A 20608-nucleotide genomic window follows, 5' to 3' on the forward strand; every position below is an offset into this window, starting at 1 on the left:
CACTTTCTCTTTGCGGGCGACGGCACGGGGTGGGTAGCGTGGGCGCCAGCGGCCCGGGACCACCGAGTAGACAACGTACGGACCCGAGAGGGTCCGCACGGCCCCAAAGGTGGTCCCGGGCCAATGCTCCGCCCCGGGCCCGGCACCGCGCATGGCACCGGTCACGCGCCGTCGACGGTTGCGGTTGGATTGCGAAACCGATCACCCCGTTCACCCCGCGCGCGACGCCCACGTACGTTCGGCCCATGCGTCTACGTGCCGCCGTCACCGGCGCCGCGCTCCTGCTGACCGCGCTGCCGGGCTGCTCCGAGTCCCACTCCGACTCGGGCCCCGGCTCCTCCGGCTACGTCCTGCCGTCCGAGAAGGTCCGCGAGAGCGAGACCGCCCTACGGGGCAAGACCGGCCGCAGTGCCGACATGCGCTTCACCGTCATCGGCTTCCGCGAGGGCATGACCGAGGTCATGGGCACCCACACCGCGATGGAGTCCAAGGGCGCCTTCACGCGCGTGCGCGTCCTGGCCGTCAACGAGGGGCGCGACATCCAGGTCTTCGACACCTGGAAGCAGCGGCTGCTGACCGGCGACGGCAAGACCGTCACCCCCGACGTGAACGCCACCATGGTCAAGCGGCAACCCGAACGGCTGTCGGTCGGCGCCGCGATGCGGGCCGAGTTCGACCTCTGGTTCGACGTCCCCCGCGGCGTCAAGACCCGCGGCGTGCGGCTCTACGGCTCCCCCACCGTCGGCGCCGTCTCCGACCCGCCGGCCGCCGAGATTACGCTCCCCTGAACGTCGCGCCGGCCCCGAAGACCGCAGTGAGGGCGGCTTCGGGACCGGCGCAGCCAAGGCCCCGGAGGCCCGCCTACCCGGCGGCCTCCGGCGGACCGTCCTTCTTCTGAAGGTCCGGAGCGCCCTCCTCAGACGGCGGAGCGCCCTCAGGCGACGGCGTGTCCTCCCGGACGTCCGATCCCCCACCCAGATACGCCGCGCGCACCTCCGGGTCGTCCAGCAGCTCCGACGCCGGGGCGGACTTCACGACCCGGCCCGTCTCGAGCACGTACGCCCGATGCGCGATCTGCAACGCCTGCTGGGCGTTCTGCTCCACCAGCAGCACCGTCACCCCGCGCCGGTTGATCTCCTGGATGATGGTGAAGATCTGCTGCACCAGCATCGGCGCGAGCCCCATCGACGGCTCGTCCAGCAGCAGCACCTTCGGCTTGGCCACCAGCGCCCGCCCGATCGCGAGCATCTGCTGCTCGCCGCCCGACATCGTCCCGCCCGCCTGGCCCTTGCGCTCGGCCAGCCGCGGGAACAGCTCGTACGCCTCCGCCAGCTCCTTGGCCGGACTGTCCTTGCGGGCGTAGGCGCCCATGAGGAGGTTCTCCTCCACCGTCATGCCGGGGAAGATGCCCCGGCCCTCCGGCGCCTGCCCGATGCCCGCGACCACCCGCCGGTGCCCCGGCATCCGGCTGATGTCCTCGCCGTCGAACACGACCGAGCCCGCCGACAGCGGACGCAGCCCCGACACCGTCTTCAGCGTCGTGGTCTTCCCCGCGCCGTTGGCGCCGATCAGCGTGACGATCTCACCCTCGTCGACGGCCGCGGTGATGCCCTTGAGCGCCGCGATCTTTCCGTAGTGGACGTGAATGTCCCGGATCTCAAGAAGCATCGGCCGGAGCCCCCAGGTACGCCTCGATCACACGCGGGTCGTTCTGCACCTCGGCCGGCAGCCCGTCCGCGATCTTCTGCCCGAAGTCGAGCACCGCGACCCGGTCGCTGATCCCCATCACCAGGCTCATGTCGTGCTCGATCAGCAGCACGGTGACGCCCGTGTCGCGGATCGTGCGGATCAGCCCCTGCAACGCCACCTTCTCGGCCGGGTTCATCCCCGCCGCGGGCTCGTCCAGCAGCAGCAGCTTCGGCTCCGTCGCCAGCGCACGCGCGATCTCCAGCCGCCGCTGGTCGCCGTACGGCAGGTTCTTCGCCGCCTCGCCGCCCCGATGCGGGATGCCGACCAGCTCCAGCAGCTCCCGCGCCCGCTCGCGGCCCTGGCGCTCCTCCCGGCGATGCCACGGCATCCCCAGCGACGCCCCCACGAACCCGGTCCGATGGTGCGCGTCGGCGCCCACCATCACGTTCTCCAGCGCGGTCATGTTGTGGAACAGCCGCACGTTCTGGAACGTGCGCGCCACCCCCAGCTTCGTGACGGCATAGCGCTTCATGCCATCGATCCGCCTGCCGTCGAACACCACTTCGCCCGTGGTCGGACGGTAGACGCCCGTGGTCACGTTGAACACCGTGGTCTTGCCGGCGCCGTTCGGCCCGATCAGCGCGAAGATCTCGCCCCGCCCGATCCGGACGTCGACCTTGTTGAGCGCCACCACGCCGCCGAAGCGCATCACCACATCGCGCAGCTCCAGCACCGGCGGCGGACTCTTCGCCTCGCTCACTTGCCCACCTCCGCGCTCGTCCCGGCGGACTCCGGACCGGCCACCTCGGCGCCCATACTGCCCATCCCGCCGGTCCCCTCGGCCAGCTCGGCCTTGCGCCGGCGCGACGGCCACAGCCCCTCGGGACGGAAGACCATCATCAGCACCAGCACGAACCCGAAGATCAGCATCCGGTAGTCCTTGAGCTCCCGGAACCGCTCCGGCAGCCACGCCACCACGAACGCCCCGAGGATCACCCCCGGGATGTTGCCCGAGCCGCCGAGCACCACTGCGGCCAGGATCAGCGCCGACACCAGGAACTCGAAGTTGTTCGGATTGATCGAGCTCTGCTTCGCGGCGAACACCACGCCGCCGCTGCCGCCGATCGCCGCGCCGATCGCGAACGCCGCCAGCTTGAACTTGAACGTCGGGACGCCCATCAGCTCCGCCGCGTCCTCGTCCTCGCGGATCGAGGCCCACGCCCGTCCTACCCGGCTCCCCTCCATCCGCTTGACGAACACGATCGTCACGATGATGAACAGCAGCAGCAGGTAGTAGTACGGCCGCGAGTCCAGCAGCCCGTACTTCAGCGGCTGGACGCCCAGGATCTCGAACTCCGACAGCGTCGGCGGGTGCGGGATGTCCTGGATGCCCCGCGGCCCGTTGACGTAGGAGCTGTTGGCGGCCGTCCGCTTGACGATCTCACCGAACCCGAGCGTCACGATCGCCAGGTAGTCGCCCCGGAGCCGCAGCGTCGGCGCCCCGAGGATCACACCGGCGAGCGCCGAGAACAGGATCGCCAGGACCAGCGTCTCCCAGAAGCTCCACCCGTACTTGGTGGAGAACGAGGCGATCGTGTAGCCGCCCACCGCGTAGAACGCCACATACCCAAGGTCCAGCAGGCCGGCCATGCCGACCACCACGTTCAGGCCGAGCGCCAGCAGCACATAGATCGCGATCTGGTCGCTGAGCATCGTCGGCCAGTCGCTGCCGCCCGGCGCCATGAACGAGCCGATCGCCTCGCTCGGCAGGAACAGCGCGCCCACCACCAGCAGCAGGTACACCGGCCAGCGCACAATGCCGGACGCCGACGCCCACCGGTCCCGGATCTCGTCGAACGACCATCCGGCGGACCGGGCGCCGCCGTCGTCCTTCTTCGTCAGGTTCATGCGCGCGCCCGCTGGAGAGACTCACCGAGGATGCCGGTGGGACGGAACATCAGGACCAGGATCAGCACGGAGAACGCGACCACGTCCCGCCACTGTGAGCCGAAGAGGCTCGCCCCGTACATCTCGAACAGGCCGAGCGAGAACCCGCCGACCAGCGCTCCGCGGAGGTTGCCGATACCGCCGAGCACCGCCGCCGTGAACGCCTTGATGCCGAGCAGGAACCCGGTGAGGTACCAGGCCTGCTCGAACCGCAGGAAGTACAGCGCCGCCGCCACCCCCGCCATCACACCGCCGACCAGGAACGTCACCGACACCACCCGGTCGATGTTCACGCCCATCAGCACCGCGGTCTCGGGATCCTGCGCCGTCGAGCGGATGCCCCGGCCGAGCTTGGTCCGGTTCACGAACTGGTCCAGCGCGACCATCATCAGCACCGCGCCGACGAACACGATCAGCTTGTCGTTGCTGACCTCGATCGGGCCGAGGTCGATCACCGTGCTCCGGTCCACGAAGTGCTCGTTCAGCGGCAGCTTGCCGCCCTCCTTGGAGGTGCCGAACACCCACCGGATGATGACCGTGCCGAACAGCTGCTGGATCAGGATCGACGCGCCGATCGCGGAGATCAGCGCCGCCAGCCGGGACGCGCCCTTCTTGCGCAGCGGCCGGTAGGCCAGCACTTCCAGCAGCATCGCCCCGCCGCCGGACACCAGGCCCGCGACCACGGACATGAGGACCGCAAGGCCGATCAGGCCGAGCCCGCCGGCGCTGTTGACGCCCAGGGTCTGCACCGTCCACAGGGCGGCGAACGTGCCCACCATGAAGATGTCGGCGTGCGCGAAGTTGATCAGCCGGAGGACGCCGTAGACCATCGTGTAGCCCAGCGCGACCAGCGCGTAGATCGCGCCGAGCGCCAAGCCGTCGACGGTGGACGGCCAGAATTGGTTAATGAAGTCGTCGAACGCCATTGGTCGCCTTTGAAAAAAGGAGCGGGAGCGCTCGTGGCGCTCCCGCTCCCGCGCCGTCAGGGGCCCCGGAACCGGGGGGCACCGGACCGGGCGGCCGATACACCGCGCCGGACCGCCGCTTCGCTACGAGACCTGCGCGTCCTTACTGCTGCCGAGCAGGGGCAGCTTGTTGCCCTTCACCTCGTAGACGAAGATGTCCTGCGCCGCCAGCTCGCCCTTGTCGTCGAACTTGATCGGCTTGCCGACACCCTGGAAGCTCAGGGTCTTGAGGAAGGTGTTGATGTCCTCGGTGGAGGTCTTGCCGGCCTTGACCGCCTCGATGAACGCCGTCGCCGCGTCGAAGCCCTCGGTCGAGTAGATCGCGACCTCGGAGCCGAACTTGGTCTTGTAGTCGGTGGCGAACTTCTTGGCCTTCTCGTTGGTCTTGCCCTCGGCGTCGATCAGGCAGCCGCAGCTCAGCAGCGCGCCCTGCGCGTTCTTCTCGCCCGCGCCCTCGATCAGGCCGGTGGCCAGCGAACCGTCGCCCGACATCATCTTGCCGGTGTAGCCGGCCTCCTTGAGCTGCTTGAACAGCCGGCCCGCGACCGCGTAGTACCCGCCGAAGTAGACCAGCTCGGGCTTGAACTGGACGATCTTGTTGACGGTGGAGGAGTAGTCGGTCGCCTTGTCGTCCACCGCGTCGGACTGGACCTGCACGCCCTTCGGCTTGACCGCGTTGCCGACGTTGTCGGCCAGGCCCTTGCCGTACTCCTGGTTGTCGGACACGGTGAAGACCTTCTTGGCCTTCAGCGCCCGGAGGGCGAACTCGCCCACGCCCGCGCTCTGCACCGCGTCGTCGGCCACCACCCGGTGCCAGTACTTCCAGCCCTTCTCGGCCAGCGTGATCTGCGTCGCCGAGGGCGTGACGCTCGGGACCTTCGCCTCGTCCAGGATCGGGTTGGCGCTCTGCGACTCGCCGGAGAACGCCGGGCCGATCAGGCCGGCGATCTTGTCCTGCTTGATCGCGCCCTGGACCAGCGTGGTCGCCTGCTCCGGCTTGCCCTGGCTGTCGTAGGTCTTGAACTTGATCTTGACCTTGGGGTTGGTCGCGTTGTACTGCTCGAAGGCCAGCTCGGCGCCCTGCTTGGGCGGGATGACCAGGCCCGAGTTCTCCCCGGTCAGGTCCCCCATGAACCCGATGGTGACCTCGTCGCCGCCACCCCCGCCGGAGCCGCCGTCGTCACTGCACGCCACCAGGCCGAGCGCGAGCACCGCGCTCGCCGCCGCCGCGACGGTGACCCTCATCTTGTTGCGCCGCAAGGTGCCCAACCTTTCCATCCGGATCCGGGAGAGGATCGGGTACGAGTTTTGCCCGACACCGAATCTCGGAAGGAGGAAACGGTCAGCCGGGGACCAGGTATGTCGTACACCGACTGCCTAGCCCAGATCAGCACCCCCGGATAGAAGGGTTACTCGTTCGTTACGGCTCCGTGCCCATCCGGTCCCCCGTGCCGCCAGGCACAATGACCCACGGTGACCGATTCCGGCGCACGCCGGCGCCCGTGCGCGACCCGATCGTCACGATCGGTGATATTTTCGGTCCGCCGGTCCCGCGCCCCGGCCCTGAGGCCCCGCTCCACGCCTGTGCGTCAGCCCGCGGCGGGCTCGTCCTGCCCGGCTCCGCCACCGGTGGCACCCGCGACGACCGCCTCGGCGACCGCGCGCATGGAGAGCCGGCGGTCCATCGAGGTCTTCTGGATCCAGCGGAACGCGTCCGGCTCGCTCCAGCCGTTCGCCTGCTGGAGCAGCCCCTTGGCCCGCTCGACCACCTTGCGCGTCTCCAGCCGGTCCTGGAGCCCGGCGACCTCGGCCTCCAGCGCCCGCATCTCGGTGTAGCGGCTGACCGCCATCTCGATCGCGGGCGCGAGGTCGGTCTTGGTGAACGGCTTGACCAGGTAGGCCATCGCGCCCGCGTCGGTGGCCCGCTGCACCAGCTCGCGCTGGGAGAACGCGGTGAGGATGACCACCGGCGCGATCCGGTCGGCCGAGATGCGCTCGGCCGCGGAGATCCCGTCGAGCACCGGCATCTTGACGTCGAGGATCACCAGATCGGGCTTGAGCTCGGCGGCCAGCCGGACGGCCGTCTCGCCGTCCCCGGCCTCGCCGACCACCTCGTAGCCGTCCTCCTGAAGCATCTCCTTGAGGTCGAGGCGGATCAGGGCCTCATCTTCTGCGATCACAACTCGCCGAGCGCTCTCCGTCACGAGCACGAGACTACCGGGACGGGCTATCCTGGTCTCCGGCAGGTCGGCAACATCACGAGGGCTGCCCTAGCACCACAAATGTCCACTTTGTGGATAGAAAGCCCCGATATCCCAATCGGTAGAGGATGCGGTCTCAAACACCGTTCAGTGTGGGTTCGAGTCCCACTCGGGGCACCCTCCATCTCACGACCCCCACCACCCCCGGCCACCGGCTCGCGCACGCCGGAGCGGAACTCTCCGCAGCGTCCCCGAAACTGTCAGTGGTCGGCGCGACGATGCGGGCATGTACGACGCGGCGATCGTCAATGAGGCTCTGCGGCTGTCCAGAGACGGGTTCTCCGACCGCACGATCGCTCAGATCTGCGGCGTCTCCGTCGCGGCGGTGCGCAAATGGCGCTACGGGACGAGGCGGGGCAGCCGTGATCCCGCATTCCCGGAGCGGTGGGACGGACGCGTCAAACGCGACTGCCCCGCTGCTTCGGGCGCCCGCTCGACCGCCGGAAATACGCGTATCTGCTCGGCGTCTACCTGGGCGACGGTCACATCGTCGCCACGGTCAAAGGCTGCTTCCGCCTCTCCCTGAGCTGCTGCGCCGGCTGGCCGGGACTCGTCGAAGCCGCCGCCTGTTCGATGGCCGCGGTCCTGCCGCGGTCCAAGGTCCACCGTCGCCACGTCTCCGGCGCCGTCGACGTGAACAGCCAGTCCAAGCACTGGCCGTGCCTCTTCCCCCAGCACGGGCCTGGGAAGAAGCACGCGCGTCGCATCGCGCTGGAGGCGTGGCAGCAGGAGATCGTCGACGAGTTCACCGAGGAACTCGTCCGCGGGCTGATCCACTCGGACGGCTGCCGCAGCCTGAACCGGGTCAGGCGGCCGCTCAAGGGCGGCGATCGCTTCTACACCTATCCGCGCTACACCTTCACCAACAAGTCGCCGGACATCCAGCGGATCTTCACGGCTGCGCTGGATCGGCTGGACGTGCCCTGGAGGCAGATGAACGCGATGAACGTCAGCGTCGCACGGAGGGCGGCGGTGGCCCGGTTGGACGAGTTCGTCGGGCCGAAGTACTGAGCGGCGCCCCCGGTGTCCGGAGTGATCTCGAATTGAGATCATCCGGTGATGGAGCGGGGCCCGGCGCGGGACGGGGCGTGGAGGGTCGCCCCGTCCGGATCGGCGCCGGATCGGCGCCGGGGCCGCGGTGGGTCAGTGCTGGTTCATCGTGATGGCCTCGCCGATGCGGTGGACGCGCAGGGCGTTGGTGGAGCCGGGGGTGCCGGGGGGCGAGCCGGCGACCACCACGACGCGGTCGCCCTTCTGGCAGCGGCCGATCTCCAGGAGGGCCTGCTCGACCTGGCGGACCATGTCGTCGGTGTGGTCGACCTGGGGGACGATGAAGGTCTCGACGCCCCACACGTGGGCCAGCCGGCCGCGGACGGCGGGCACCGAGGTGAAGGCCAGCAGCGGGATGGGCGAGCGGTAGCGGGACAGCCGGCGCGCGGTCTCGCCCGACATGGTGAAGGCGACCAGGCCCTCGGCGCCGACGATGGCGCCGACCTCAGCCGCGGCGCGGGCGATGGCGCCGCCGACCGTCTCGGGCATCCGCTCGAGGGTGTGGGTGGCGTGCAGCGCGGCCTGCTCGGCGGTCTCGACGATGCGGCTCATCGTGCGGACGGACTCGATGGGGTACTGGCCGACGCTGGTCTCGCCGGAGAGCATGACGGCGTCGGCGCCCTCGAAGACGGCGTTGGCGACGTCGGAGGTCTCGGCGCGGGTGGGGCGCGGGGCGGAGATCATCGATTCGAGCATCTGGGTGGCGACGATGACCGGGCGGGCCTTCTCGCGGCACAGTTCGATGGCGCGCTTCTGCACGATCGGGACCTGCTCGAGGGGGAGCTCGACGCCGAGGTCGCCGCGGGCGACCATGATGCCGTCGAAGGCGGCGACGATCTCGGGCAGGAGGTCGACGGCCTGCGGCTTCTCGATCTTGGCGATGAGCGGGACGCGGACGCCCTCCTCCTCCATGATCTGATAGCAGATGTCGGCGTCGGCAGGGGTGCGGACGAAGGACAGGGCGACCATGTCGACGCCGAGGCGGAGCGACCAGCGCAGGTCCTCCTCGTCCTTGGCGGTGAGGGCGGGCACGCTGACGGGGACGCCGGGGAGGTTGAGGCCCTTGTTGTCGGAGACCATGCCGCCGACCGTCACCCTGGTGCGCACGCGGGGGCCGTCGACCTCGACGACCTGGAGGGCGACGCGGCCGTCGTCGATGAGCACGCTGTCGCCGGGGCCGACGTCGCCGGGGAGGCCCTGGTAGGTGGTGGAGACCTCCTTGCGGGTGCCCGGGACGTCCTCGGTGGTGACGGTGAACTCGTCGCCGAGGGTGAGCCGTACGGGGCCGTCCGGGAAGCGGCCGATGCGGATCTTGGGTCCCTGGAGGTCGGCGAGGATGCCGACGCCGCGGCCGGCGGCGTCCGCGGCCGCGCGGATGCGGTGGTAGACCTCCTCGTGGCCGGCGTGCTCGCCGTGGCTCATGTTGAGCCGGGCGACGTCGACGCCGGCGTCGACGAGGGCGGCGATCTGCTCGCTGCCGGAGCAGGCGGGACCGATGGTGCTGACAATTTTCGCTCGACGGGTCACGTGCACAACGGTACTTAGTTACCTGCCAGTACTGATATTCGTGCAGGATGCGGTCGTCCAAGGTTCACCGATTGGTCTAGCTCAACGGTCTAGACCACCGGTGCGCGGTCAGTCCGCGAAGACCCGGACGGCGGCCTCGCCGAAGGCGTCGAGATCGTCCGGGCGGCGGCTGGTGAGGAGGGTGTTGGGGCCGCTCTCGCAGATCTGGACCGCCTCGTCGACCCAGGTGGCCCCGGCGTTCCTCAGGTCGGTGCGCAGGCTCGGCCAGGAGGTGAGCGTCCGGCCGCGGACGACGCCCGCCTCGATCAGGGTCCAGGGCGCGTGGCAGATGGCCGCGACGGGCTTGCCGGCGTCGAAGAACGCCTTGACGAACGCGACGGCCTCGGGCTTCATCCGCAGGTAGTCGGGGTTGGCGACGCCGCCGGGCAGGACGAGCGCGTCGAACTCGGTGTGGCCGGAGACGTCGACGGTGGTGTCGACCGAGAAGGTGTCGGCCCGGTCGAGGTGGTCGTACCCCTGGATGCGGCCGGACTGGGTGGAGACCAGGCGCGGGGCTCCCCCGGCCCGCTCGACGGCCTTCCACGGTTCGGTGAGCTCGACCTGCTCGGTGCCCTCGGGCGCGCACAGGAAGGCGATCGTCCTGTCCTTCAGCTCCGTTGCCATCGGGTGCCCCCTCTATCTCGGTCGGTCCTCCCTGGACCTGCCCTGTTGCGGGGGTGGTATGCAGGGGGCGTGAACCCCAGCGGCTATCGGGAGGTTCCGGCGCCGCAGTGGCCGGGCCTGGTGTGCGTGTGGACGGCGGAGCTGCGGGCGGACGCGGCGGCGCCGTTCGTCCAGCGGGTGGTGCCCGACGGCTGCGTCGACCTGGTCTGGTGGTGGCGGGACGCGCAGGTGCGGGTGGCGGGTCCCGACACCGGCCCGGTGCCGGCGGTGATCGAGCCGGGTGACGCGCTGGTCGGGGTGCGGTTCGGGCCGGGGCTGGCGCCGCCGGCTCTGGGCGTGCCCGCCGACGCGGTGCGGGACGGGCGGGTGCCGTTGCGCGAGTTGTGGGGCGCCGAGGCCGATCGGCTGGGGGCGGCCATGGCCGGGGCCGCCGATCCGGGGGCGGTGCTCGCGCGGGCGGCGGCGGCACGGGCGGCGGCGGGCGGGGCCGGTGATCCTCTGGTCCCGGCGATGGTGGCGGGGCTGGCGCGGAGCCCGGTGCGGGCCGTCGCCGATGATCTCGGCCTGGGGGAGCGGCAGTTGCGGCGCAGGGCGCTCGCGGCGTTCGGGTACGGGCCGAAGACGTTGCAGCGGGTGCTGCGCTTCCAGCGTGCCCTCGGCATGGCGCGGGCGGGGCGGCCTCTGGCGGACGTGGCGTACGCGGCGGGCTACGCCGATCAGCCGCATCTGGCGCATGAGGTCCGTGCTCTGGCCGGGGAGCCGATCCGCGCGCTGCTGTGAGCAGCGGGCCGCGTCGATCGCCCCCGTCCCGGTGACGGAGGACGGGGCGGGGCCGGCCGGTCAGGCCAGGGACAGGAAGAGCTTCTCCAGCTCCGCGTCGGTCATCGGGGGCTCGCCGCCTTGCGCGCGCACCGTCTGGCAGTGCCGCATGCCGCCGGCGACGAGGCGGTATCCGGCGCGGTCCAGTGTGCGGGAGACCGCGGCGAGCTGGGTGAGCGCCGCCCGGCAGTCCTCGCCGGCCTCGATCATGTTGATCACTCCGGCGAGCTGGCCCTGGGCCCGGCGCAGCCGGACCACCGCATCTCCGACCATTTCCGGCTTCATCTCCATACGGGAACCATACCCCTGAGGGTATAGGCCCCGCCCGATTCGTGATCTTCACTGGCCGGATGAGCGATCCACTCGACGAACAGCCCCTGGCCGCGGCGGCACTCAACGTGGTGGCACGGGCGGCCGGGCCCTACCTGGACTCCCTGGCGGAACGGCGCGTCCACGACCGGGACCGGGACGCGCTGATGGACGAGCTCGACGGGCCTCTGCCAGAACGCGGGGACGGCACGCTGGCGAGCGTGGAGCGGCTGCTGCGGGTGGGCACGGAGACCGGCACCCACTCGACCGGCCCCCGGTTCTTCCACTACGTGGTGGGCGGTTCGACGCCCGCGGCGATGGCCGGCGACTGGATCACCTCGCTGCTGGACCAGGCGTCCGGGCTGTGGCCCGCCTCGCCGTTCGCGGCCCGCACCGAGACGATCGTGCTGCGGTGGCTCAAGGACCTGTTCGGCCTACCCTCCTCGTACGGCGCGGTCCTGACACCGAGCGCGACGCTCGCGCACGTGACCGGGCTGTCCTGCGCGCGGTACTGGTGGGCGGAGCGGCACGGGGCGGACGTGAGCGCGCACGGGCTGGCCGGGCTGCCGCGGATGCCGGTGTTCAGCAGCGGGCTGGTGCACGTCAGCACGCGCAAGGCGCTCCAGATCATCGGCTGCGGGCGCGACACCCTGCGCACGTTCGCGCGCGACGACGCGGGACGGATCGACCTGCCCGCGATGGAGGCGGCGCTGGCCGCGCTGGACGGCGCCCCAGCGGTGATCGTCGCCAACCTCGGCGAGGTGAACGGCGGCGACTCCGACCCGATCGCCGAGATGGCGGGTCTCGCCCGGCGGTACCGGGCCTGGCTGCACGTCGACGGCGCGTTCGGCCTGTTCGCGGCGCTGTCGCCGCGCACGGCGCACCTGGCGCGGGGCGTCGAGCTGGCCGACTCGGTGACCTCCGACGGGCACAAGTGGCTGAACGTGCCCTACGAGAGCGGGTTCTCGTTCGTCCGCGATCCCGCGCTGATGAGCGCGGCGTTCGGCGCGATGCCCGCGGCGTACCTGCCGGAGGCCGACGACGAGAGGATCAGCTACAACATGCTGGGCCCGGAGTCGTCGCGGCGGGCGCGGGCGCTGCCGATCTGGGCAACGCTGCGCGCCTACGGCCGCGAGGGCCACCGGGAGATGGTGGAGCGGCACCTGGACGTGGCGGCCCACCTGGGCGCGCTGGTCGAGCGGTCCCCCGACCTGGAGCTGCTCGCGCCGGTGCGGCTGTGCGTGGTGTGCTTCCGCTACCGGCCGCCGGGCGTGCCCGAGGACCGGCTGGACGAGCTGAACGCGCGGCTCGGCGAGGCACTCCTCGCCGACGGCCGGGTGTATGCGGGGACGTCGGTGTTCCGGGGCATGACGGTGTTCCGGCCCGCGTCGCTCAACTGGCGCACCACGCCCGGCGATGTGGAGCTGCTGGTCGAGGTCGTGCGCGAGCTGGGCCCCGCCGTCCGCGCGGCCCTCTGACCGGCCGCCCACGGCGTCCGCGCGGCCCTCTGACCGGCCGCGGCACCGCCGCCCGCTCCCGGCCCGTCCCCCGGGCGCCCCGGGCTCCGCCCCGGCGCCCGCGGGACTCCTCCGGCGTTCCGGGGGCGGGTCAGAGCGGGACCTCGTCGAGGCGGAGCCGCCTCTCGATGCCGCCGAGGCCCCGGACCAGGAAGCGGACGTCGGGGTCGCCGGTGAGGCAGGGGCTGCCGTCCAGGGCCTCCAGGTAGGCGCGGACCTTGGGGTAGGGCGTGCCCGTGCGGGCCTCGTCCCACGAGCCGAGCACGCGCAGCGCCTCCAGCGACAGCCCGGCCAGGTTGGCGCCGGCCCGGCGCAGGTCGTCGGCGCGGCTCGCGACGCGCGGGTGGCCGAGCAGGACCCGGGTGGCCCGCTCGTCGGCGACGTTGTACATGAGCAGCAGGTGCTCGCGGTCCATGTTCAGCTCGGCGCCGGCGGGGAGCGCGCCCTCCTCGGCCCGCGCCAGCGCGGCGGGCTCGCCCAGCACGGCCAGGGAGCGGCCGAAGACGGGGCCGACGCCGAGCCGGGCCACCTCGGGGAACCGCTCGACGGTCGGGTCGACGAACATCCGGGCCCCGGGCAGCCACACCGCGCAGTGCCCGTCGTGTCTCGGACCGGTCCAGGACGGGTCGGGCGTGCCGTGCAGCACGCCCGAGCCGGTCGTGCGGTCGCGCACGTACAGGTCGACGGCGCGCGTCTCGGCGGCGATGCCGACCAGGGTGTAGGCGTGCCGCAGCGTCTCGCAGGCGGCGAGGCAGTCGTCGAACGGCTCGCCGCGCTGCGCCGCGGTCAGCTCCAGCACCGAGGGCAGCAGCCGGGGCACCGACTGCTCCTCGGCGGCGGTGCCGGGCCCGGCGATGCCGGAGATCCGCGCGAAGATCCGCTCACAGCGGGCGGTCAGGTGCGCGGCGGGCTGCTTGCGCGGATCGCCCGACCGGCCCCGCGGACGGCTGCTCCTGTACTGTTTGCGACCGTGTGACTTCGGCATATGACGGACGGTACGCGAATGAACACGCAGCCGTACCCCGCTCCGGGAAATCCCGCCGGGCCTCGGGAGGGCGCCGGGGCGGGCGCCGGCGGGACCGTCAGCGCGCGCCGGGCCAGGGGCCGGGCGGACGGTGGTCGAGGGCCTCGGACCTGGTCTGGACGTCGTGCACCCGGAAGCCGCGCGCCTGGTAGTTGCGCAGCGCGGCGGGGGCGTCGTTCGAACAGGTGTGCAGCCACACTCGTTCGGTGGGCTTGCGGCCGGGCCAGCGATCGGCCAGGTCCCAGGCGCGGGCCGTCCCGGCGGTGAGGAGCTGCCCGCCGAGCCCCCGTCCGGTGAAGGCGCCCAGCAGGCCGAAGCAGGCGATCTCGACCTGCCCGTCCGGCTGCGGGTCCAGCTCGGCGAACCCGGCGGGCGTCCCCTTCAGGTAGGCGATCCAGGTCTCGACGCCGGGCCGGTCGAGCCAGTTGTGCCACTGCTCGTACGACCAGCAGAGGCGGTCGGTCCAATACCAGTCGCCGCCGACCGCGGTGTAGAGGAAGCGGCTCAGCTCGGGGCTCGGCACCTCGGCGCGGACGACGCCCGCGGGGTCGGCGGGCGGCCGGGCCGGGCGCAGCTCGGCCGGATCCCGCTGTTCCAGGTACCAGGTGGTCACGTCGGTCTGCCGGACGGGCATGTGGTCCCCCCACATACGAACCGCCGCGCCCGGCGCCCGGGTGAACGGGCGGCGGGACGCGGCGGGAAGGTGTCTGATCGCCGATCAGGCTAGCGGATCGGACGGGCCGTCAGGCCATCGGACGGGCGGTCGGCGGGATCGGGTAGGGCAGCGTCGTCCGCCCGGTCAGGAACGCGTCGACGCCGCTGGCGGCGGCGCGGCCCTCGGCGATGGCCCACACGATCAGCGACTGGCCGCGGCCCATGTCGCCGGCCGCGAACACGCCGCCGACAGTGGTGGCGTAGGCGTCGTCGCGGACCACGTTGCCGCGCTGGTCGAGCTCGACGCCGAGCTGCTCCAGCAGGCCCTCGCGCTGCGGGCCGAGGAAGCCCATCGCGAGAGTGACGAGCTGGACGGGGATCTCCCGCTCGCTGCCCTCGACCGGCGCGAAGCCGGTCTCGGGGCCGCCGACCTCCACCAGCCTGATCGCGCGCAGGTTCCCGTCGGCGTCGCCGACGAACTCGGTGGTGGACACCGCGTAGACCCGGTCGCCGCCCCGGCTGGCGAGCTCCTCGTGGGCGCTCTCCATCTTGAACAGCATCGGGTACGTCGGCCAGGGCTGCGAGCCCGGCCGCGACGACGGCGGCATCGGCATGATCTCGAGCTGGGTGACCGACGCGGCGCCCTGCCGGAGGGCGGTGCCGACGCAGTCGGCGCCGGTGTCGCCGCCGCCGATGACCACCACGTCCTTGCCCGCGGCGGAGATCGGCGAGACCTCCAGGTCGCCCTCCTGCACCTTGTTGGACGGCGGGAGGTACTCCATCGCCTGGTGGACGCCGTTCAGCTCGCGGCCGGGGACGGGCAGGTCGCGCCAGACGGTGGCGCCGCCGGCCAGGACGACCGCGTCGTTGGCCGCGCGCAGCTCGTCGCCGGTGATGTCGACGCCCACGTTGACGCCGGCCTTGAAGTCGGTGCCCTCGGCGCGCATCTGGGAGACGCGCCGGTCGAGGTGCCGCTTCTCCATCTTGAACTCGGGGATGCCGTAGCGGAGCAGGCCGCCGACGCGGTCGGCCCGCTCGTACACCTTCACCTCGTGCCCGGCGCGGGTGAGCTGCTGCGCGGCGGCGAGGCCCGCGGGCCCCGAGCCGACCACCGCGACCCGCTTGCCGGTGCGGACCGCGGGCGGCTGCGGGCGCACCCAGCCCTCCGCCCAGGCCCGGTCGATGATCTCGACCTCGACCCGCTTGATCGTCACCGGGTCCTGGTTGATGCCGAGGACGCAGGCGCTCTCGCACGGGGCCGGGCACAGCCGGCCGGTGAACTCGGGGAAGTTGTTGGTCGCGTGCAGCCGCTCGATCGACTCGCGCCAGTCGCCGCGGTACACCAGGTCGTTCCACTCGGGGATCAGGTTGCCGAGCGGGCAGCCCTCGTGGCAGAACGGGATGCCGCAGTCCATGCAGCGGCTGGCCTGCTTCTCCAGCCGGTCTGCGCCGAAGTCCTCGTACACCTCCGACCAGCTCTTGATCCGCACGTCCACCGGGCGGCGCTCGGGGAGCTCCCGCGCCACGTTCAGGAAGCCCTTCGGGTCGGCCATGGGTGGGTCCCCCTCTCAGCTCTGCGCGGCGGCCATGATGGCCTCGTCGACGTCGCGTCCCTCGGCCTCGGCCCGTGCCATGGCCTCCAGCACGCGGCGGTAGTCCCGCGGCATGATCTTGGTGAATCGGGCGCCGGCGGCGTCCCAGCCGGCCAGCAGACCGGCCGCGACGACCGAGCCGGTCTCGGCCAGGTGCCGCTCGGTCAGCGTCGCGACGAACGCCAGGTCGTCGCCGTCCAGCGGCTCGAGGTCGACCATGTCGGGGTTGACCCGCTCGGGGATCAGGTCGAGCACGTAGGCGATGCCGCCCGACATCCCGGCCGCCAGGTTGCGGCCGGTGCCGCCGAGGATCAGCGCCCGGCCGCCGGTCATGTACTCGCAGGCGTGGTCGCCGACGCCCTCGACGACGGCGACGGCGCCGGAGTTGCGGACGCAGAACCGCTCGCCGACCACGCCGCGGGCGAACAGCTCGCCCGAGGTGGCGCCGTAGAGGATCACGTTGCCGCCGATGATCTGCTCCTCGGCCGCGAACGACGCCTCGGCCGGGGGACGCAGCATCAGCCGCCCGCCGGACAGGCCCTTGCCGACGTAGTCGTTGGCGTCGCCGACCAGCCGCAGCGTCACCCCGCTCGGCAGGAACGCGCCGAACGAGTTGCCCGCCGAGCCGGTGAAGGTGACGTCGACGGTGTCGTCGGGCAGCCCGCCGCCACCCCACTTGCGGGTCACCTCGTGGCCGAGCATCGTGCCGACCGTGCGGTTGACGTTGCGGATCGGCAGGTCGAGCCGGACCTTGTCGCCGAACGCCAGGGCGCCCTCGGCGAGCTGGATCAGCGTGTTGTCCAGTGCCTTCTCCAGCCCGTGGTCCTGGGCCGCGACCCGGTGCAGGGCCGCGTCGCGGGTCCCGTCCGGGGCGTGCAGGATCGGGGCGAGGTCCAGCCCGGACGCCTTCCAGTGGTCGACCGCGCGGTGCGCGTCGATCAGCTCGACGTGCCCGATCGCCTCGTCCAGCGACCGGAATCCGAGCGCGGCCAGGTACTCGCGGACCTCCTCGGCGATGAACTCGAAGAAGTTGACCACGAACTCGGGCTTGCCGGCGAACCGCTGCCGCAGCACTGGGTTCTGGGTGGCGACGCCGACCGGGCAGGTGTCCAGGTGGCAGACCCGCATCATGATGCAGCCCGACACCACCAGCGGCGCGGTCGCGAAGCCGAACTCCTCGGCGCCGAGCAGCGCGGCGACGATCACGTCGCGGCCGGTCTTCATCTGCCCGTCGGCCTGCACCACGATCCGGTCGCGCAGCCCGTTCAGCAGCAGCGTCTGCTGGGTCTCGGCGAGGCCGAGCTCCCAGGGCGCGCCGGCGTGCTTGAGGGAGGTGAGCGGCGAGGCGCCGGTGCCGCCGTCGTGCCCGGAGATCAGCACCACGTCGGCGTGCGCCTTGGACACCCCGGCCGCGACCGTGCCGACCCCGACCTCGGCGACGAGCTTGACGTGCACGCGCGCCGCGGGGTTGGCGTTCTTCAGGTCGTGGATGAGCTGGGCGAGGTCCTCGATGGAGTAGATGTCGTGGTGCGGCGGCGGCGAGATCAGCCCGACGCCCGGGGTGGAGTGCCGGGTCTTGGCGATCCACGGGTAGACCTTGTGACCGGGGAGCTGGCCGCCCTCGCCGGGCTTGGCGCCCTGCGCCATCTTGATCTGGATGTCGTCGGCGTTGGTGAGGTACTCCGAGGTCACCCCGAACCGGCCGGAGGCCACCTGCTTGATCGCGCTGCGCCGCAGGTCGCCGTTCTCGTCCGGGACGAACCGGATCGGGTCCTCGCCGCCCTCGCCGGTGTTGGACTTGCCGCCGATCCGGTTCATCGCGATCGCGAGGGTCTCGTGCGCCTCGGCGGAGATCGACCCGTAGGACATCGCGCCGGTGGAGAACCGCTTGACGATCTCGGCGGCCGGCTCGACCTCGTCGATCGGCACCGGGGTGCGGTCCGACCCGTCCAGCCGGAACAGGCCGCGCAGCGTCATCAGCTTCTCGGCCTGTGAGTCGACCTTGGCGGTGTACTCCTTGAAGATCTCGTAGCGGCGGGTGCGGGTGGCGTGCTGGAGCTTGAACACCGTGTCGGGGTTGAACAGGTGCGGCTCGCCCTCGCGGCGCCACTGGTACTCGCCGCCGATCTCCAGCGTGCGGTGCGGCGCCTCGTTGCCGCCGGCCGGGTAGCCGCGCTCGTGCCGTTCGGCGACCTCGCGCGCGAGGACCTCGAAGCCGACGCCGCCGAGCCGGGAGGTGGTGCCGGTGAAGCAGCGGGCGATGACCTCCTCGCCGAGCCCGATCGCCTCGAAGATCTGCGCGCCGGTGTAGGACGCGACGGTCGACACGCCCATCTTCGACATGACCTTGAGGACGCCCTTGCCGTACGCCTTCACCAGGTTGCGGGCGCCCTTGGCCGGGTCGACGCCGGCGATGTCGCCGCCGCGGGCCAGGTCCTCGACGGTCTCGATCGCCAGGTAGGGGTTGATCGCGGACGCGCCGTACCCGATGAGCAGCGCCATGTGGTGGCACTCGCGCGCCTCGGCGGTCTCGATCACCAGGCCGACCCGGGTGCGGGTCTTCTCCCGGATCAGGTGGTGGTGCACGGCGCCGGTGAGCATCAGCGCCGGGATCGCGGCGTGGGCCGAGTCCGAGCCGCGGTCGGACAGCACGATGATCCGCGCGCCGGCCGCGATGGCCCGGGACACCTCCGAGCAGATCTCCTCGAGCCGGGCCTCCAGGGCCTCGCCGCCGCCGGACACCTCGTACAGGCCGTGCACGACGTGCGCGGCCAGGTGCGGCAGCGACCCCTCGTCATCGATGTGGATGATCTTGGAGAGCTCGTCGTTGTCGAGGATCGGGGTGGGCAGCACCAGCCGCCGGCACGAGTCCGGGCCGGGCTCCAGGAGGTTGCCCTCCGGGCCGAGCGTGGACTGGAGTGAGGTGACCAGCTCCTCGCGGATCGCGTCCAGCGGCGGGTTGGTGACCTGCGCGAAGAGCTGCTTGAAGTAGTCGAACAGCAGCCGGGGCCGCTCCGACAGCACCGCGATCGGAGTGTCGGTGCCCATCGAGCCGATCGGCTCGGCGCCGCTGGCGGCCATCGGGGCCAGGATGATCCGCTGCTCCTCGAGCGTGTACCCGAAGATCTGCTGCCGCTTGACCAGCGTGTCGTGCGTCGGGATCTCCCGCTCGCGCTGCGGCAGCTCCTCGAACCGGACCAGGCCCTCGTGCAGCCACTGCTCGTAGGGGTGCTCGGCGGCGAGCTCGGCCTTGACCTCGTCGTCCTCGACGATCCGGCCGGCCTCGGTGTCGACCAGGAAGATCTTGCCCGGCTGGAGCCGGCCCTTCCGCACGACCTGGTCGGCGGGGATGTCCAGCACGCCCGCCTCGCTGGCCAGGACGACCAGGCCGTCGCGGGTCACCCAGTAGCGGCCGGGCCGCAGCCCGTTGCGGTCCAGGACCGCGCCGACCACGGTGCCGTCGGTGAAGCTGACGCTGGCGGGGCCGTCCCACGCCTCCATCAGGGTGGAGTGGAACTCGTAGAACGCGCGCCGCGCCGGGTCCATCTCGGCGTGGTTCTCCCACGCCTCGGGGATCATCATCAGCACCGCGTGCGGCAGCGACCGGCCGCCCAGGTGCAGCAGCTCCAGGCACTCGTCGAACGAGGCGGTGTCGCTGGCCACGATGTCGATCACCGGGTAGATCCGGGACAGGTCGCCCGGGATCAGGTCGGACCGGAGCAGCTCCTCGCGGGCCCGCATCCAGTTCCGGTTGCCCTTGACGGTGTTGATCTCGCCGTTGTGCGCGATGAACCGGTAGGGGTGGGCCAGCTCCCACGCCGGGAAGGTATTGGTCGAGAACCGCGAGTGCACCAGCGCGATGGCGCTGGTGAAGCGGCGGTCGGACAGGTCGGGGAAGAACGGCTCCAGCTGCGGGGTGGTCAGCATCCCCTTGTACACGATGGTGCGGCTGGACAGGCTCGGGAAGTACACCCGGACGTCCTGCTCGGCGCGCTCGCGCATGCAGAACACGGCGCGGTCGAGCCTCAGCCCGGTCTCGCCGGCGTGCGGGCCGTCCGCGGCGGGGGCCACGAAGAACTGCGCGAAGTAGGGCATGACCCGGCGCGCGGCGGGCCCGGTGAAGGCGGGGTCGTGCGGGAGGTCGCGCCAGCCGAGGGGGGTCAGGCCCTCCTCGGCGCAGAGCGCCTCGATGTGGGCGACCGCCGCGGCGCGCTCGGCGTCGTCGGTGGGCAGGAAGGCGATCCCGGCGGCGTAGGAGCCGGCCTCGGGAAGCGCGAAATCGCAGACCTCGCGGAAGAACGCGTCCGGGATCTGGAGCATGACGCCGACGCCGTCGCCGTCGTCCGGCTCGGCGCCGACCGCCCCCCGGTGATCCAGGTTCTTCAGGACGGTCAGGGCGTTCTGAACGATGTCGTGGCTCTTTCGACCGTGCAGGTCCGCCACCATGCCGACGCCGCAGGCGTCGTGCTCGTTGGCCGGGTCGTACAGCCCCTGGTTCTTGGGGGCGCCCGGCGTGAGGGCAGCAGCAGCCATCAACCCTCCCGTCGTCTTCGTGTCACTGCTTCGATGTCAGTGCAGTCGCGGGACGACG

General features: G+C 71.7%; 17 protein-coding genes, 1 tRNA gene and 1 pseudogene. 6 read left to right on the forward strand and 13 right to left on the reverse strand.

Annotated features, from left to right (window positions below; genetic code table 11):
* Positions 1–245 precede the first annotated feature (245 nt).
* Positions 246–788 carry a DUF4352 domain-containing protein gene (locus QP090_RS02025; protein ID WP_285936704.1) on the forward strand — a complete coding sequence of 181 codons (543 nt, stop codon included), beginning with the start codon at positions 246–248 and terminating at the stop codon, positions 786–788.
* 73 nt (positions 789–861) lie between these two features.
* Here the strand turns inward: QP090_RS02025 and QP090_RS02030 are convergent, their stop codons facing one another.
* From QP090_RS02030 to QP090_RS02055, 6 genes are all read right to left on the reverse strand, one after another.
* Positions 862–1668 (reverse strand): ABC transporter ATP-binding protein, encoded by an 807-nt coding sequence (locus QP090_RS02030; RefSeq protein WP_285936705.1) that lies wholly within the window; start codon positions 1666–1668, stop codon positions 862–864.
* Positions 1658–2398, reverse strand: a complete 741-nt coding sequence (locus QP090_RS02035; protein WP_285938543.1) for an ABC transporter ATP-binding protein — start codon at positions 2396–2398, stop codon at positions 1658–1660. The genes QP090_RS02030 and QP090_RS02035 overlap by 11 nt, the downstream gene beginning before the upstream one ends.
* A gap of 47 nt (positions 2399–2445) precedes the next feature.
* Positions 2446–3597, reverse strand: a complete 1152-nt coding sequence (locus QP090_RS02040; RefSeq protein WP_285936706.1) for a branched-chain amino acid ABC transporter permease — start codon at positions 3595–3597, stop codon at positions 2446–2448.
* A complete protein-coding gene (locus tag QP090_RS02045; protein WP_285936707.1) occupies positions 3594–4562 on the reverse strand; it encodes a branched-chain amino acid ABC transporter permease in 969 nt (322 codons plus the stop codon). The genes QP090_RS02040 and QP090_RS02045 overlap by 4 nt, the downstream gene beginning before the upstream one ends.
* Positions 4563–4685: 123 nt before the next feature.
* Positions 4686–5861, reverse strand: a complete 1176-nt coding sequence (locus QP090_RS02050; protein ID WP_285936708.1) for a branched-chain amino acid ABC transporter substrate-binding protein — start codon at positions 5859–5861, stop codon at positions 4686–4688.
* Between the two features lie 329 nt (positions 5862–6190).
* Positions 6191–6781, reverse strand: a complete 591-nt coding sequence (locus QP090_RS02055; protein ID WP_285936709.1) for an ANTAR domain-containing response regulator — start codon at positions 6779–6781, stop codon at positions 6191–6193.
* A 124-nt stretch (positions 6782–6905) separates the two neighbouring features.
* Here QP090_RS02055 and QP090_RS02060 point away from each other — a divergent pair.
* The 3 genes and pseudogenes from QP090_RS02060 to QP090_RS02065 all read left to right on the forward strand — a co-directional run bounded on the left by QP090_RS02060 (position 6906) and on the right by QP090_RS02065 (position 7873).
* Positions 6906–6979: transfer RNA gene (locus tag QP090_RS02060), tRNA-Leu, on the forward strand.
* Between the two features lie 109 nt (positions 6980–7088).
* Positions 7089–7160: pseudogene (locus QP090_RS37600) on the forward strand (hypothetical protein); the annotation flags it as partial.
* 86 nt (positions 7161–7246) lie between these two features.
* Positions 7247–7873 carry a helix-turn-helix domain-containing protein gene (locus tag QP090_RS02065; protein WP_432763033.1) on the forward strand — a complete coding sequence of 209 codons (627 nt, stop codon included), beginning with the start codon at positions 7247–7249 and terminating at the stop codon, positions 7871–7873.
* A gap of 132 nt (positions 7874–8005) precedes the next feature.
* Here QP090_RS02065 and pyk read toward each other — a convergent pair whose 3' ends face one another.
* Positions 8006–9439 (reverse strand): pyruvate kinase, encoded by a 1434-nt coding sequence (pyk, locus tag QP090_RS02070; protein ID WP_285936710.1) that lies wholly within the window; start codon positions 9437–9439, stop codon positions 8006–8008.
* Between the two features lie 108 nt (positions 9440–9547).
* Entirely contained in the window at positions 9548–10102 is a 555-nt protein-coding gene (locus QP090_RS02075; protein ID WP_285936711.1) for a type 1 glutamine amidotransferase domain-containing protein, read from the reverse strand.
* Positions 10103–10171: 69 nt separating this feature from the next.
* Between QP090_RS02075 and QP090_RS02080 the strand changes: the two genes are divergently transcribed.
* A complete protein-coding gene (locus tag QP090_RS02080; protein WP_285936712.1) occupies positions 10172–10882 on the forward strand; it encodes a DUF6597 domain-containing transcriptional factor in 711 nt (236 codons plus the stop codon).
* Between the two features lie 60 nt (positions 10883–10942).
* Here the strand turns inward: QP090_RS02080 and QP090_RS02085 are convergent, their stop codons facing one another.
* A complete protein-coding gene (locus QP090_RS02085; protein ID WP_285936713.1) occupies positions 10943–11212 on the reverse strand; it encodes a metal-sensitive transcriptional regulator in 270 nt (89 codons plus the stop codon).
* A 59-nt stretch (positions 11213–11271) separates the two neighbouring features.
* On the opposite strand from QP090_RS02085, the gene QP090_RS02090 reads away from it, so the two are divergent.
* Entirely contained in the window at positions 11272–12708 is a 1437-nt protein-coding gene (locus QP090_RS02090) for a pyridoxal phosphate-dependent decarboxylase family protein (RefSeq protein ID WP_285936715.1), read from the forward strand.
* Between the two features lie 130 nt (positions 12709–12838).
* Here QP090_RS02090 and QP090_RS02095 read toward each other — a convergent pair whose 3' ends face one another.
* The 4 genes from QP090_RS02095 to gltB form a co-directional block, all read right to left on the reverse strand.
* The gene (locus QP090_RS02095) at positions 12839–13732 is read right to left on the reverse strand and encodes a hypothetical protein (protein ID WP_285936716.1); all 894 of its coding nucleotides are present in this window, start codon (positions 13730–13732) and stop codon (positions 12839–12841) included.
* Positions 13733–13829: 97 nt separating this feature from the next.
* Positions 13830–14405 (reverse strand): GNAT family N-acetyltransferase, encoded by a 576-nt coding sequence (locus tag QP090_RS02100; RefSeq protein ID WP_285936717.1) that lies wholly within the window; start codon positions 14403–14405, stop codon positions 13830–13832.
* A 109-nt stretch (positions 14406–14514) separates the two neighbouring features.
* On the reverse strand, positions 14515–15978 hold the full coding sequence (locus QP090_RS02105; protein ID WP_285936718.1) for a glutamate synthase subunit beta: 1464 nt from the start codon (positions 15976–15978) through the stop codon (positions 14515–14517).
* 15 nt (positions 15979–15993) lie between these two features.
* Complete coding sequence (gene gltB / locus QP090_RS02110) at positions 15994–20550, reverse strand: glutamate synthase large subunit (protein WP_285936719.1); 4557 nt, start codon at positions 20548–20550, stop codon at positions 15994–15996.
* Positions 20551–20608: the final 58 nt, after the last annotated feature.

The organism is Actinomadura xylanilytica (assembly GCF_030283145.1).
Classification (GTDB): Bacteria; Actinomycetota; Actinomycetes; order Streptosporangiales; family Streptosporangiaceae; genus Spirillospora; species Spirillospora xylanilytica.